Here is a 15,323-nt window from a genome sequence, read left to right as displayed (position 1 = left end):
GAGCGATAATATAATCAGGACATAACCTAGTTACCTTTGTTTACAGTTTGATGAATGTTGACATAGATGGAGATGTTTCTTCGTCACGAGGCAGGCAGGAAAAAAATCCCCGTGACTCCCACGGGGATAAGGAAAGAGAGACCAATAAGCACTACTCCGTTTTCTCTCTCAATGGGAAGCGGCGTCGTACTACGACGAAAAACAGGGGAACAAAGAAAATCGCCAGCACGGTGGCAGCCACCATGCCGCCAATCACGCCGGTGCCCACCGCGTGCTGGCTTGCGGAGCCCGCACCGGTGCTGGTTGCCATCGGCAACACACCAAAAACAAAAGCAAGTGACGTCATCAGGATGGGACGCAAGCGTTGTCTGGAAGCTTCCAGCGTGGCTTTGACGATATCCACGCCTTTGTGGTTCATATCATTGGCAAACTCTACGATCAATATGGCGTTTTTGGCTGAGAGCCCGATCACTGTCAGCAGGCCAACCTGAAAATAAACATCGTTTTCCAGCCCGCGCGCCCAGGTTGCGATTAATGCGCCCAGCACGCCCAGCGGCACCACCAGCATCACGGAGAACGGCACGGACCAGCTTTCATACAGCGCCGCCAGACACAAAAATACCACCAGCAGGGAGATGGCATAGAGCGCCGGAGCCTGTGCTCCGGTCATGCGCTCTTGCAGCGACATGCCGGTCCACTCCAGCCCAAACCCTTCTGGCAATTTAGCCACCAGTTGTTCCATCACATCCATGGCTGTACCGGTACTGACGCCCGGCGCTGATTCGCCAAGGATCTCCAACGCGGAGAAACCGTTATAGCGTTCTAGACGCGGCGAGCCGGTCATCCACGAGGTTTGCGCAAAGACGGAGAACGGCACCATGCCACCGCTGTCATTACGTACATACCATTTGTTGAGATCGTCTGGCAGCATGCTATAAGGGGCGGCTGCCTGCAAATACACCTTTTTAACCCGCCCACGATCGAGAAAATCGTTCACGTAAGTGGAGCCCCAGCCAATCTTCAACGTACTGTTGATGTTGCTGATGGAAACCCCCAACGATTCCGCCTTGCGCTGATCGATGGTGATTTGCATTTGCGGACTGTCATCCAGACCGTTGTGGCGAACCCGGGTCAAACGCGCATCCCCAGCCGCCTGCGCCAACAGCGTGTCACGCGCCGCCATCAAAGCATCGTGCCCCAACCCTGCGCGATCCTGCAATTCCATATCAAACCCGGATGCGTTACCCAAACCGGAAATTGCCGGTGGCGTACTGGCGAAAACCATCGCCTCATTGATACGGCGGAAGGCGCGCGTTGCCCGCTCAACGATGGCACCTGCACTGTTTTTCGCACCGGGACGTTCATCCCAATCTTTCAGACGTACAAACAGCTGTGCCACGTTCTGGCCGTTACCGCCGGGACCGTTACCGACGGCGGTAAACACAGACACCACATTCTCTTTTTCTTGTGTCATGTAATAGGCTTCCACCTTCTCGACTACTTTCAGCGTTTGCTGCTGTGTCGAGCTGGGCGGTAGCTGGATCTGCGTCATAAAGACGCCGCGATCTTCCTGCGGCAAAAACGAGGTAGGCAAGGTGCGAAACAGGAACGCCATAACACCAATTATCGCGAGGTAGAGCACAAACCAGCGGCCACTTTTGACCACTATCTTGCCAACACCGTGCTCGTAACGTTCAGAGAGCTGATTAAACTGACGTTAAACCAGCCGAAGAAGCCGCGTTTGCCATGGTGTTCGCCTTTCGCCAGCGGTTTCAACAGCGTGGCGCACAGTGCAGGGGTTAAAATCAACGCCACCAACACTGACAGCACCATCGCAGAGACGATGGTGCTGGAGAACTGGCGGTAAATAGCGCCGGTCGTGCCGCCAAAAAACGCCATTGGTACAAACACCGCAGAGAGCACCAGCGCAATACCCACCAATGCACTTTGCACCTGTTGCATTGATTTGCGCGTCGCTGCTCTGGGGCTCAGCCCTTCCTCGCTCATTACGCGCTCAACGTTTTTCACCACCACGATGGCATCATCCACCAGCAACCAGATGGCGAGCACCATGGCGAACATGGTCAACGTGTTGAGGCTAAAGCCAAAAGCATAGAGCACGGCAAACGTCCCCAGCAGCACCACGGGGACTGCGATAGTGGGGATGAGCGTAGCGCGGAAATTTTGCAAGAACAGGTACATCACCAAAAACACCAACAGTACCGCTTACAACAGCGTTTTGACCACATCCTCAATTGAGGCTTTTACAAAGGGTGAGGTTTCAAACGCGATTTTCGCTTCCAGTCCGTGCGGGAAAAACGGGGCCAGTTCGGCCAAGCGCGCGCACCAGCTTATCGGTTTCGATTTCATTGGCCCCGGACGCCAGTTTGATACCAAGCCCGGAGGCTGGCTGACCGTTGAGGCGGCTCAGCGAGTCGTAGTTTTCTGCCCCCAGTTCAATCTTCGCCACGTCGCCCAGCGTCACCGCTGAACCATCCTTATTCACAAGCAGGGTAATGGCGCGGAATTGCTCGGGCGTCTGCAACAGCGAGCGCGCGTTTACGGCGGTATTAAGTGACTGATAGTCTACAGACGGCGTGCCGCCGACCTGACCGACCGACACCTGACTGTTTTGCGATTGAATGGCGCTCACCACATCGCTGGCCGTCAGGGAAAAAGATTTGAGTTTGGACGGATCGAGCCAGATGCGCATGGCATACTGCGAACCGAAAATATCGACGCTGCCCACCCCGTTGATGCGGCTAAGCGGTTCTTGTACGTTACTGGCAACGTAATCAGAGATATCCTGTTTCTCCATGCTGCCGTCTGTCTAGACGAACGCGATCATCAGGATATTGGTGTCTCCAGTCTTGTTGACGGTAACCCCTTGTTGTTGCACATCCTGCGGCAATTTTCGCATCGCGGATTGCAACTGTTTCTGCGCCTGCTGACGGGCGTTATCCGGATCGGTGCCCGCATAAAAGCTTAAGGTAATGCGTGTCTGACCGGAGCTGCTTTGCGATGACATGTACATCAGATGATCGAGCCCGGTCATGCTCTGCTCGATAATCTGCGTCACGGTGTTTTCCATAGTCTGCGCAGAAGCGACCGGATAGGAAGCGGTGATACGCACATTGGGCGGTGCCAAATCGGGGTATTGCTCAACCGCCAACGAGGCGATCGCCATCATGCCACCCAGACTCAGCAGGATGGCCAGTACCCAGGCAAAGATCGGGCGATCAATAAAAAAATTCGCCATCGAAACAACGCTCCTTCAGACTATTTTATACGTGGCGCATATTGTTGATTATTTATAGGTATCTTAAATAACATACTACTTTACCCTGTCACCACACGCAACATCGTGGAGAAAATGAGGAGAATATGTAAATTAACGTTGGTGACACATTTTTTGTGCCTTTACTCAACAGAGCGTTAGACACCAGCAAACGCGCAAACCGTTTCGGCGAAGGCATCAGGGTGGGAAATAAACGGTGCATGCGCCGCCTGCGCCATCACCACTTAATCACTATCAGGCCAGCGTTCATCAAGCAGGCTCGCCACTTTACGCGGTACCAACCCATCCAGCGCCCCGTAAATACGCAGCATCGGCAGCGTCAACGACGCCATCGCCTCGCGCATGTCGGTCTGGCGCAAAATATCCAAGCCCCCTTCAAGCACCTAAATGCTCGGCATCGGCTGCTCCAGCACCACACTTTTTAGCAGGCGCGCATCCTGACGCGCACTGCCTGTGCCCAGCGTTTGCAATGCCAGAAACCGTTCCACGGTGCGCTGAAAATCTTCGCTAAGCTGCTGCTGAAAACCCTACAACACCGTAGGTTTAATGCCGGGCCACTCCTCGTTGGCGCTGAAACAGGGGGAGGACGCGACCGTGACCAAAGCACTGACACGCGTAGGCGCACTGAGTGCCGCCTGACTGGCAACCAGTCCGCCCAGCGACCATCCCAACCAGACAGCCTGCTCGGGTGCCTGTGCCAGCACGATATCAGCCATGTCAGCAAGCGGTAACGCTCCATATCCCACACTACGGCCATAACCGGGGAGATCCACACAGTGCAGTCGAAAATGCGGGGCCAATCGCGCCGCAATACCCTGCCATACCTGCGCGTTCAGCCCCCATCCGTGCAGCAACACAAGATCGCATTTCCCCTCCCCTTCGGTGTGCCAGTAGAGCGTTGTCATCAATTATCTTCCTGCTAGTCGTTCGATATTTTGTTGCGAGGCTACTATGTTAACCATCGGCGCTAACTGCTGGCTATGCCAACAACCGCTTTATCATTACCACCACGGTATTTGCCACTATTGTTAGCGCCATCTTCCAGCTCAGCCAGTATGCTGCCCGCGCTGCGGGTTACCCTCCGGCAATGCCACGTTGCCGTGCGGCCGCTGCCTGTATCGCCCACCATGCTGGCACAGCCTGACGTTTGTCTCCGATTACCGTCCACCGTTCACCACGCTATTGAAACAGTTCAAATTCCACGGGCGCATCGAACTCTGGCAGGTGCTCGCTCGAAAGATGTTACTGCGCTGGCTTAACGTATATCGCCTTGATCCTGAACGCGTTGAGAAACCCGATGTACTGCTCACCGTGCCGCTGCACCGCCGTCAGCACTGGCGGCGCGGCTTCAATCAAACCGAGTTACTGGCCCAGCCTTTGGCACGTTGGTTGCGCTGTCGCTATCATACACATGCGCTCAGGCGTGTGCGTCATACACCTCTGCAACAGCACCTGCGCGCCTCTGAGCGGCGCTACAACCTGCGTCATGCGTTTGCTTGCGACCAGGATCTCTCCGGGCTGCGGGTGGCGCTGGTGGATGATGTGGTGACCACCGGCAATACGGTGACAGAGATCTGCCGCGTTTTACAGGCGCAGGGTGTCGCGCATATTCAGGTATGGTGCCTGTGCCGCACGCTGCTCGGCGCGTGAGCGCCTTTGTTGCCATAAATGGCATTTACCGTGAATGAATTGGAGTTAACGCCACGATGGGCGTATTATGACCGATAAGCGTAGTCAACTATTGAGTTAACCAACTATGATCCGTATTACCGACTCTGCACAAGACCACTTTGTCAAACTGCTGGTAAAACAAGAAGAAGGCACACAAATTCGCGTCTTCGTTATCAATCCTGGCACGCCTAACGCTGAGTGTGGCGTTTCCTATTGTCCGCCGGATGCGGTGGAAGCTTCCGACACTGAACTGAAGTTCGAGAAACTTTCCGCCTACGTGGATGAACTGAGTGCACCTTACCTGGAAGATGCTGAAATCGACTTCGTTACCGATCAGTTGGGCTCTCAACTGACGCTGAAAGCGCCTAACGCAAAAATGCGCAAAGTGGGTGACGATGCGCCGTTGATGGAACGCGTTGAGTATGTGCTGCAATCCCAGATCAACCCCCAGTTGGCCGGGCACGGTGGTCGTGTAACGCTGATGGAAATCACCGATGATGGCTTGGCTATCCTGCAATTCGGCGGCGGTTGCAACGGCTGTTCAATGGTCGATTACACGCTGAAAGAAGGGATCGAGAAAGAGCTGCTAGAGAAATTCCCTGAGCTGAAAGGCGTGCGCGATTTGACAGAGCACCAGCGCGGCGAACATTCATACTATTGATCCACTGATCGCCATACTCCCCACGTCCCCGTGGGGAGTATGCCTCAACCCATCAACGCTCACTGGCTTCACTCGCCGTTTCAGGCGGCAACGCCAAACCACGTCGTAGATCGAGATCGCGAATCAAACGTTCCAGGTGACGATCGCTGAATATTGATGTCACCGTTCTGCTTAGCTTGCGCCGCCAGTTAGGGTATTCCCGCGTGGTGCCGGGAATATTGACCGGTGTCGCCATATCCAGCCAATCTTCGAGTTGCAACCACAGCAAGGCACTGCGGCTGTCCGCCAGGTAACGCTGCACACCACGGCTCAGTTGCGTACCCATCGCGGTTAACGCCGCATTGCGCCCTACGCGCTGCGGTAATAACTGATACTGATGCAGCGCATCAAGCAAGCCCTGCTTGGCGTTGTCACGCTGTTCCATCTGCTGCTGCAACGTGCGTTCATCGGGATAAAGGCCCAGTTCTTTGCCCAATGACAGATCGACGTTTTGCCAAAAGCCGCGCAACGTGGGCAGATCGTGTGTGGTAATAGTCGCCATCGACTGGCGCGGATAGTCTAGTGGAGCCCGAAAGTGATTGCGCTCATCCTGTTAAAAAACAGCACCTTGTAAGAGTAAACGCCGCTGTCGCGCAGTTTATCCACAATCTCGGCCGGTACCGTCCCCCAGATCTTCACCCACGACCAGACATCGCTGGCGTTGGCTCTCCAGCGCCAGCACAGCCAGTAAATCATCCAGCGGATAATGTACATAGGCACCGTGCGTAGCTGGCTCGGCTTTGGGTATCCATCACAGGCGCAGCAGCCCCATCACGTGGTCGATACGCAATGCGCCAAAGTGCGCCATGTTGCTGCGCAGCACATCGATAAACGACTGATATCCCTACGCCTGCATCACGAGTGGGTTCATCGGTGGCAGCGACCAGTTTTGCCCCTGCGGCCCCAGTGGGTCGGGCGGCGCACCTATGGTGGCCTCCAGGCAGTAGAGCTGACGCTCATCCCAGGTTTCCGCGCCGCCCTGCGCCACGCCCACGGCCATGTCCCGGTATAGGCCAATAGGCATCCCGAGCTGTTTACTGTGCGCAAAACACTCAGCCAGTTGCTCGCTAGCCACCCATTGCATCCAGCAGTAAAACGCAATCTCGTGCTCATTTTCCTGACAAAACGCTTTCACCGTGTCGCCATGCACATCGTGATAACGCGTTGGCCACTGCTGCCAATCGCCATAATTCTCACCCTGACGTTTGAGCCAGGTTTGCAACGCATCAAAGCTGGCTTGTCGTTGCAGGCTTTGTCCACCGCTGACCACAAATTGACGAAATGCGCTGACGCGCGGATCGAGCACGTTGCGCGTCTTGAAGAAGTCGTATGCCAGCCGCAATGCGGCCAGTTTTTGCGCCATCACACCGCTGTAGTCAACCCAGCGTCCGGCACGCAATGCCGCTAGTTGACGCTGTGTGTCATCCTGTCGCCACCAGGCTTGCGCCTCTTTGCTCTGTTGAAAATCATCAATACGGTTGACGTTGATATAAATGATGTTCAACCAGTGACGGGAAGAGGGGCTGTAAGGACTGGCAGCCTAGGGGTCGGCAGGATAAAGCGCATGCAGTGGATTCACGCCGATAAAGGCGCCGCCGCGTCGTGCCACTTGCTCTACCAGTTGGCGCAGATCGCCGAAATCGCCAATCCCCCAATTATCCTGCGAGCGCAGCGTATAAAGCTACACGTTAACACCCCACCAGCGTTTCCCTTGGGTTAAGGGCTCCAGCTCATAGCCACGCTGCGGCGCAACAATCACGCGGCAGGTCCAGCGCTGTTCACCGCGCATCAATATCAGTTTGTGATACCCCAGTGATAAAGCATCCGGCAGCAGCAGTTCACTGCCGCCCGTGACGTTGCCCTGAACCTGCCCCCGTTTTCATACATCAGCGTCCAACCAAACTCGCCGTCACCCGAGAGGGGAATTAGCGCCGCCTTGCCCTGACGAAAAACCCGAACCGAAGGCAGCGGTGCGTTTTCGCAACCGCTCGTCGCCATCATGGCCAACAGTTGTTTTTTCACCGCAACATCGACAAGGTGCGTTTTACCGTATGCATCAGTATAGGTATCGGCAACGCCGACAGGAGCGAACTTCGGGTTATCTACCTTGAATGACATCTTCCTTTCCTCAACAGCGCGCGTGCCAGATGCGCGTCTGATAATCATGAATCGCCCGATCGGCACTGAAAAAACCCATTCGCGCGGTATTCAGCACACACCGTCGCGTCCATTCCTCCGTTTCACGATACAGCGCATCCACACGCTGCTGCGCCTGGCAATAGGACGCAAAATCGGCCAACAACAGATAGGGGTCGCCCTTATCCAGCAGGCTTTTAAGCAACGGCGCAAACGCCGTTTTGTCGCCGTGGCTAAACGCACCGCTGCCCAGTTCATCCAGCAATGGAGTCAACTGCGGCACCTGCTTGAGCACCACACCAGGATCGTAACCCTGTGACAGCACGCTTTTAACCTGATCCACCGTATGCCCGAAAATAAACAGGTTTTCTTCCCCTACTTCCTGCGCCATTTCCACATTGGCACCGTCCAGCGTCCCCACTGTCAGCGCACTGTTTAATGCCAGCTTCATGTTCCCGGTGCCTGAAGCCTCTTTCCCGGCGGTGAAGATTTGCTCCGACACATCGGCAGCGGGAATAATTCGTTCCGCCAGCGACACACGATAATCTGGAATAAACAGTATACGCAAACGATCTCTGACATGCTTATCCCGATTAATCTTCTCCGCTACGCTATTAATGGCGTAGATAATATTTTTTGCCAGCACATATCCAGGTGCAGCCTTAGCCCAGAATAAAAAGACGCGCGGAACTATATCCAGATGCGGGTTATTACGCAATTGGCGGTAAAGTGAAAGAATATGGAGCAAATTCAGGTGCTGGCGTTTGTACTCATGCAAGCGTTTGATCTGCACGTCAAACAGGGAGTGAGGGTCCAGTTTTATCCCCAGATTCTGGCTTACCCAGTTTGTCAGATTTTCTTTATTTTGCTGCTTGATGGCGCGATAACGCGCCCGAAACGCACTGTCATCGGCGTAAGGTTCGAGCGCACGCAAGACGGGTAAATCCGTGGCCCAGGCCGTGCCAACCGTTTCATCCAGCAGTGCCGACAGCGCCGGATTACACTGCTTTAGCCAGCGGCGTGGCGTAATGCCATTCGTCACGTTATGAAATTTTTGCGGCCAAAGTTGGTGGTATTCTGGAAAAAGATCGCTCACAACCAGACGCGAATGCAGTGCTGCCACCCCGTTAACGGCAAAGCAGACCACCACGCACAGGTTTGCCATGCGCACCTGATGCTGATAGCGAATGGCAACACGCGGCCAGATATGCTTTGCCTGTGCTCCCCACTGTTGTTCCACCTGCGCTTTGAAGTGTGTATCAATGGCATCGATAAGATCAAAATGGCGGGGCAGAAGGCGACGGAACAAGCCATCATGCCAGCGCTCAAGCGCTTATGGCATCAACGTATGGTTGGTATAGGCAAAAATACGTTGGGTGATACCCCACGCCTAGTTCCAATCCAGATGATGTTCATCCAGTAACACGCGCAACAATTCAGGAATAGCCAGCGTCGGGTGCGTGTCGTTGAGTTGAATCACCTCCCACTCTGGCAGCGCTGACAACGTCCGCCCAGCCTGAAGGTGTCTCCGCACAATGTCCGCGACGGCGCAGGCACACTGAAAATATTGCTGCATCAGGCGCAGACGCCGACCGGCGGCATGGTTGTCATTCGGATAAAGCACTTTCGTCAGGCTCGCCGCTGACACACCGGCGCGCTCCGCGTCCAGATAGCGTCCGGCGTTGAATGCTGTGAGATCAAAAGGGGTTTCTGCGGTAGAGTGCCAGAGCCGCAACACCTGTACCACGCCATTTTGATAGCCCAGCACCGGCACATCGCGCGCCTCACCGCGAAAATAAAAGGCTGGTTGCCATTTTTCAACCTCTCCATCGCGCTGTTCGATAGCGCCACCGAAACCGACCTTCACGCTCAGTTCAGGCTGCGGTCGTCCCAAAGGGTAAGCATCGCGCTGCCAGTCATCAGGATACTCATGCTGCTGGCAGGCCTCGAAACGTTGGCGGAACAGGCCGTATTGATAGTCCAGCCCGTAGCCCATCGACGGTTGCCCCACCGTCGCCATCGCATCCAGAAAACAGGAGGCCAGACGCCCTAACCCCCCGTTACCCAATGCCGGGTCAGTCTCGCCTTCCAGCACATCGCTGAGGTTAAGTCCCTGCTCCGCCAGCGCAGTACTGACAACATGCCACTGCTGTTGGGCGCTGAGGCAGGTCAGCGCCGCCACGCCATAGTGTTGTCGTTGGCGGTGCAATGCAGCAATAAACAGCGTGTGGTTGAATGACAGCTTTCCCATCGTACCTCTCCCCTGTTATCAATCAGAAAAAGGCACGTCTGGCTCAGCACAACTCCAACTGCACCTTATGTTGTTCAATGATTTTCATTACGCTGGGTGGTGGTAGTTGATCGGTAAAAAGATAGTCGATCAGGTCCATGTTGCCCAGATTCACCATCGCATTGCGACCGAATTTGGAGTGGTCGGTGACCAGCATAACGCAGCGAGAATTCTCGATAATTGCCCGTTTGGTGCGCACTTCATGGTAGTCAAACTCCAGCAAGGAGCCATCCATGTCAATGCCGCTGATGCCGAGGATGCCAAAATCCAGACGAAACTGAGAAATGAAATCCAGCGTCGCTTCACCCATAATGCCACCGTCTCGGGTGCGCACTTCGCCGCCTGCCAGAATCAGCCTGCAATCCTCTTTTCCCATCAATAGCGTCGCCACATTCAGGTTGTTGGTGACGACCCGCAGATCCTTATGTTGCAACAGCGCATAGGCAACCGCTTCTGGCGTTGTCCCGATATCTATAAACAGCGTAGCACCATCCGGGATTTGGCTGGCGACTTTAAGTGCAATACGTGCTTTTTCATCTGACCACATCATCTTGCGATCGTGGTAAGCCGTATTCACCGAGCTGGAAGGCAGTGCCGCACCGCCGTGGTGGCGATGGATCTTGTTCTGCTCCACCAGATCGTTAAGATCCCGGCGAATCGTTTGCGGGCTGACCGCAAAATGTCCTACCAACTCTTCGGTACTGACATATCCCTGCCGACGCACCAGTTCAATGATGAGTTCAATGATGGCGTCGTGCCGCTGTGTTTGCCTCACGTTGTTCCCCTAAAACAGATTTCCACTCAACCCTCTGGTTGAGACTTCTCTGTGCTGCTGGCAACGCTCACCCCGTAATGCTACCGGGTTGCGATCATGCTTTTTTCTGCTGCGTATCCCAAAAAGCCAGCACCAACCCAATAACCAGACCCACGACGTGCGCGGCATTAGCAATGCGTAGACCTAAAATATCGAAATATCCGGCAATCAACCACAACAATGCGAAGGCCATCAATCCGCGCTGCATGAACAATGGGCCCGACGGCACGCGTTCACCGTATAGCCAGACGTAGCCCATCAAGGCGTACACCACGCCGGACAAGCCCCCGAAATAGATGCCGCTGAAGAATGATTGTATCCAGCCGCTGGCAACCGCAGAGAGCAGCGCCAAGGTCAGTAGCTTGCGCGTCCCCAAAATTTTCTCTACCGGCCCGCCGAGATACCACCACCACATCAGGTTAAACAAAATATGCAGCAAGGAGAAATGCAGGAAAGCGTGGCTGAACCAGCGCCATATCTGGCCTTGTTGTCCTGCGTCTGGGTAAGAGAGCCATATCATGGCACGATCGTTACCGAATATCGTCATCCACAGATAAACGACAATGCAGGTAACCATCACACCCAGCGTCAGCGGGCCGGCGCGCTGCTGTAACGTCTGCAAATAAGAGAAACTCGCATAGCGCAGGGGCGAAGAGGTTGATCCCGCCTGCCAACTGGCCTCTTGATAACGCGGATGCATCGGGTCCTGAATTAACACCTCAAGCGCCTGTTGTACTTCGGTCAACCGCGCCTCATCGTCCAGCCAGAGTTCCGCTTCCTGCCCAGAGAAGCGTAACTCCAGTTGAATATTCTGCGTTTGCATATAGTCGACAAACGCCTGTGCCAAGCGTGGCTGAGATAAGGCTGTTAGGCGAATTGCCATCGTGGTTTATCCGTTAGCAAATTGATTTGTCATAAAAATATCACATCGTTTTATTAAGAGGGTTGAAATATTGTTCTGATAAACTGGCTGTTTACCCTGACACCCACGCCACGAACATCGCTGGCGCTGGCAATTCGTTATACATCACCCACATACACACTTCCCGTTTGCTTCCGTTTTGCCCATTATCCTATGACAATAGTCACTTTTTAACCATAGCCGCTCCTTTAGGCTCATATCCAGCAGCGAGGTGACCATGTTCCTGGAAGAAAGACGTAATCAAATTCTGGCTTATTTAACCAAACACGAACGTGCCAGTGTTGATTATCTGGCCACCGAATTTGCCGTGAGCAAAGAGACGATCCGCAGCGACCTGAACGAGTTGGCGCGCTTGAATCTGGTTCAGCGCTGCTACGGCGGTGCAATTATTGTGCGGCGTAGTTTGCAGTCTGGGTCGATTGCTCCCCGCAGTGAAAATTTTGAAGTGCTGCTCAAGCGACTGGAAAAGCAGACCCGGCATCAAACCAGCAAACAGAAAGGAAACAAGATGAACGGCAAGGTGTGTATTTTAGGATCGTTCAACGTCGATATCGTCGCCAAGGTGGCGCATGCGCTGGGCAAAAAAGTGATCCTCAATCCGGCTCCCTACTCCAGCGAGATATTGCCATATCTGGATTATCTGGACGTGATCACGCCTAACGAAACAGAAGCGTCACTGCTATCGGGTATCGACATTCAGGATTTTGACAGCACCAAAGAAGCCGCGCTGAAAATCGCACGTATGGGTGCCAAGCGCGTCATCATTACCATGGGATCGCGCGGTGCGCTGCTGTATGACGGCCACCAGTTCCAACACATTCCGGCCTTTCCGGCGCTCGGTGTGGATACCACCGGCGCAGGGGATGCCTTTAACGGTGCCTTTGCCGCCGCACTGGCCAACGGACAAAGCATGGTGCAGGCCGCTACCTATGACTCCGCCTTTGCTTCCCTAGCGGTCGAGCGGGAAGGTGCCTCAAACATGCCAGAACATCAACAGGTTATCGCACGTTTATCACAACGTTAATGCCTGCGGGCCTGCGCCAGCACAGTCTGTATTCGGAGAAATAAAAAATAAAAAAAATCGATGTTATCGTCCCTGTCATGCTTACACCGTTCACCGAACAGAACGACGTAGACTATCCCGGCCTGGCCAACCTGATTGACTGGTATCTGGAAAACAAGGTCGATGTGCTGTTTGCCGTATGCCAGTCCAGTGAAATGCAATTCCTGACGCTGGAAGAACGCGTGGCGGGGGCCCGTTTCGTTGTCGACCATGTGAAAGGCCGCGTGCCAGTGATCGCCTCCGGTCACATCAGTGACGACCTCGGTGCACAAATCGAAGAGCTGTCTGCCATGGCGAAAACCGGCATTGATGCTCTGGTGCTGGTGACTAACCACCTCGATCCGCAGAAAACCGGCAGTGACACCTTCTTCAGTACGCTGAACAGTCTTCTGGATGCACTGCCGGAATCGCTGCCGTTGGGTCTGTATGAGTGCCCGGCGCCATATCATCGCCTGCTGAGTGACGAAGAGCTAACTTACTGTGCTAACACCGGCCGTTTTGTGGTGCTGAAAGACGTAAGCTGCGATTTGGACACCGTAACCCTCCGCGTCAAACTGGTGCAGGACACCCCGCTTAATATCATCAACGCCAATGCTGCCATTGCCTTCCCGGCAATGAAAGCGGGCTCGCGCGGTTTCAGCGGCGTGTTCACCAACTTCCACCCAGAACTGTACGTGTGGCTGTATCACCACCATCAGGAAAACCCCGCGCTGGCAGATGAACTGGCCGATTTCCTGTCACTGTCTGCCGTTACTGAAACGCTGGGCTATCCGAAAAACGCCAAAATTTACCATCAACGCCGTGGCACCTTTGACAGCATTCACTGCCGGGTAAACAAGGATTACGTGCTGGAGAAATTCTGTGGATTGACCGTGATCCTCGACCAGATTCGCCACGGCACCGCGCATTATCAGAAAAAAATTGCGCAATAAAAAATAACAACAACGAGCGGGAACACCTCGTGATTCCCGCTACGAAAAATAAAAAAACCAGGGGATTTTCAGCATGATCGTATGTGACCAACGTGATTGGGCGCAAGAACAGCACGCCCTGCATCCTACAACAACGTCCTTACAGCCAGACTCACGGCGAATCGTTTATTTGCAGATTCCTCTCAGCCTGCTCACGGAAAATAAATAAAATGAAAGAGACAATATCGTTATCTCAACCTGCTGCTGTTACACCACCAATGCAAAAAATATCCCGTTTGCGTTGGAGTATTATTCTGGTGTTGCTGATCGCCGCCGTGGTGAACTACCTCTACCGCACCAACCTCAGAATCGCCAACACCACGATTTCCAAAGAGTTCGGCTTTAGCTCCACCCAGATGGGCCTGCTGCTTTCGGCCTTTTTGTGGCCCTATGCGCTCGCCAACCTGCCTGCGTGCTGGCTGGTTGATAAATTCGGGCCAAAAAAATGTTTTCCTGGGCGCTCGGCCTGTGGTCAGGGTTCACCATTCTCGCGGGTTTCGTTAACGGCTATTCGATGTTCTATGGCCTGCGCATGATGCTGGGCATCTCTGAATCACCGTTTTTTACCTCCGGCATCAAGATCACCCATCGCTGGTTCCCCAGCAATGAACGTGGGCTTCCCACCGCCATCATCAATACTGGCTCACAGATCGCCAACGCCGTTTCACCGCCGATCCTGACCATCCTGTTGTTGACGCTGGGCTGGCGCGGCATGTTTATCGCCATCGGTTTGGCTGGTATCCCGATTCTGCTAGTGTGGCTGAAGCTGTACCGTAACCCGACGCCCGCAGAAGAAGTGCAGATCCACGGCGAAGCGGAAGCCGCTGAGGCGCAACAAGCGAATCAACCCAAAGCAAGCTGGGGCTCTCTGTTTAAACACAAAACCACCTGGTTTATGATTCTGGGGAACTCCTCCATCATGTTCACCATTTGGGTGTACCTGACCTGGTTGCCAAGTTATCTGGAGAGATCGCTCGGCTTCAGCCTGATGAAAACCGGCTGGGTGGCCTCCATCCCGTTCTTTGCCGGGATCATGGGCGTGTTGGTGGGTGGCGTGATTTCCGACCGATTGATTCGTCGCGGCACTAACACCATTACCGCACGTAAAATTCCGATCGTGTGTGGCGCTGCACTGGCCACCTGCTTCGTGGCACCGATCCCCTTCGTGCACGACACCACGTTGTGTATCGCGACGCTGTCACTGGGCTACTTCTGTTCTTAGATGCCGTCTAGGAGTTATCTGGACATTGGCAACAGATATCGCACCGAAATCGCAGGTGGCTTCTCTGGGTGCCATCCAGAACTTCGGCGGATTCCTCGGCGCTGCCAGTGCGCCGATCGTCACCGGCATTATTCTTGATGCAACGGCCACCTTCACCAACGTATTCCTGTTTGGTGCCTTCCTGTTAATTCTGGGAGCCATCAGCTAAGGCTTCTTTGTGAAAAAACCGCTTCAGG

Annotated in this window: 8 protein-coding genes and 6 pseudogenes; 6 read left to right on the top strand and 8 right to left on the bottom strand. The window is 54.3% G+C overall.

The window, feature by feature from the left end; translation table 11 throughout:
• Positions 1–151: 151 nt before the first annotated feature.
• Positions 152–3,259 (bottom strand): annotated as a pseudogene (gene acrD, locus JZM30_RS19665) (multidrug efflux RND transporter permease AcrD).
• Positions 3,260–3,435: 176 nt separating this feature from the next.
• A pseudogene (gene bioH / locus JZM30_RS19660) lies at positions 3,436–4,203 on the bottom strand (pimeloyl-ACP methyl ester esterase BioH).
• Between the two features lie 46 nt (positions 4,204–4,249).
• Here bioH and gntX point away from each other — a divergent pair.
• Together gntX and nfuA are read left to right on the top strand one after the other, a co-directional pair.
• Positions 4,250–4,948: pseudogene (gene gntX / locus JZM30_RS19655) on the top strand (DNA utilization protein GntX).
• Positions 4,949–5,054: 106 nt separating this feature from the next.
• On the top strand, positions 5,055–5,630 hold the full coding sequence (gene nfuA / locus JZM30_RS19650; RefSeq protein ID WP_252320799.1) for a Fe-S biogenesis protein NfuA: 576 nt from the start codon (positions 5,055–5,057) through the stop codon (positions 5,628–5,630).
• Positions 5,631–5,682: 52 nt separating this feature from the next.
• Here the strand turns inward: nfuA and malQ are convergent.
• Positions 5,683–7,290, bottom strand: a pseudogene (gene malQ / locus JZM30_RS19645) (4-alpha-glucanotransferase).
• Here malQ and JZM30_RS19640 point away from each other — a divergent pair.
• Positions 7,234–7,389, top strand: a complete 156-nt coding sequence (locus tag JZM30_RS19640) for a hypothetical protein (protein WP_252320947.1) — start codon at positions 7,234–7,236, stop codon at positions 7,387–7,389. The pseudogene malQ and the gene JZM30_RS19640 overlap by 57 nt on opposite strands.
• Here the strand turns inward: JZM30_RS19640 and JZM30_RS24445 are convergent.
• The 5 genes and pseudogenes from JZM30_RS24445 to glpG all read right to left on the bottom strand — a co-directional run bounded on the left by JZM30_RS24445 (position 7,351) and on the right by glpG (position 11,792).
• Entirely contained in the window at positions 7,351–7,482 is a 132-nt protein-coding gene (locus JZM30_RS24445) for a hypothetical protein (RefSeq protein WP_368858846.1), read from the bottom strand. The two genes, JZM30_RS19640 and JZM30_RS24445, sit on opposite strands and share 39 nt — an antisense overlap.
• Entirely contained in the window at positions 7,464–7,787 is a 324-nt protein-coding gene (locus JZM30_RS19635; RefSeq protein ID WP_252320797.1) for a hypothetical protein, read from the bottom strand. The genes JZM30_RS24445 and JZM30_RS19635 overlap by 19 nt, the downstream gene beginning before the upstream one ends.
• Before the next feature lie 10 nt (positions 7,788–7,797).
• Positions 7,798–10,056, bottom strand: a pseudogene (gene malP, locus JZM30_RS19630) (maltodextrin phosphorylase).
• A 43-nt stretch (positions 10,057–10,099) separates the two neighbouring features.
• Positions 10,100–10,870 carry a DeoR/GlpR family transcriptional regulator gene (locus tag JZM30_RS19625; protein WP_252320795.1) on the bottom strand — a complete coding sequence of 257 codons (771 nt, stop codon included), beginning with the start codon at positions 10,868–10,870 and terminating at the stop codon, positions 10,100–10,102.
• A 94-nt stretch (positions 10,871–10,964) separates the two neighbouring features.
• Positions 10,965–11,792 carry a rhomboid family intramembrane serine protease GlpG gene (glpG, locus tag JZM30_RS19620; RefSeq protein ID WP_252320793.1) on the bottom strand — a complete coding sequence of 276 codons (828 nt, stop codon included), beginning with the start codon at positions 11,790–11,792 and terminating at the stop codon, positions 10,965–10,967.
• A gap of 256 nt (positions 11,793–12,048) precedes the next feature.
• Between glpG and JZM30_RS19615 the strand changes: the two genes are divergently transcribed.
• The 3 genes and pseudogenes from JZM30_RS19615 to JZM30_RS19605 all read left to right on the top strand — a co-directional run bounded on the left by JZM30_RS19615 (position 12,049) and on the right by JZM30_RS19605 (position 15,295).
• Positions 12,049–12,855 carry a PfkB family carbohydrate kinase gene (locus JZM30_RS19615; protein ID WP_252320791.1) on the top strand — a complete coding sequence of 269 codons (807 nt, stop codon included), beginning with the start codon at positions 12,049–12,051 and terminating at the stop codon, positions 12,853–12,855.
• 47 nt (positions 12,856–12,902) lie between these two features.
• On the top strand, positions 12,903–13,826 hold the full coding sequence (locus tag JZM30_RS19610; protein ID WP_252320931.1) for a dihydrodipicolinate synthase family protein: 924 nt from the start codon (positions 12,903–12,905) through the stop codon (positions 13,824–13,826).
• A 209-nt stretch (positions 13,827–14,035) separates the two neighbouring features.
• A pseudogene (locus JZM30_RS19605) lies at positions 14,036–15,295 on the top strand (MFS transporter).
• Positions 15,296–15,323: the final 28 nt, after the last annotated feature.

The organism is Candidatus Symbiopectobacterium endolongispinus (genome assembly GCF_018777385.1).
GTDB classification, from domain to species: Bacteria; Pseudomonadota; Gammaproteobacteria; order Enterobacterales; family Enterobacteriaceae; genus Symbiopectobacterium; species Symbiopectobacterium endolongispinus.
This window is presented reverse-complemented; position numbering and strand designations above follow the sequence as displayed.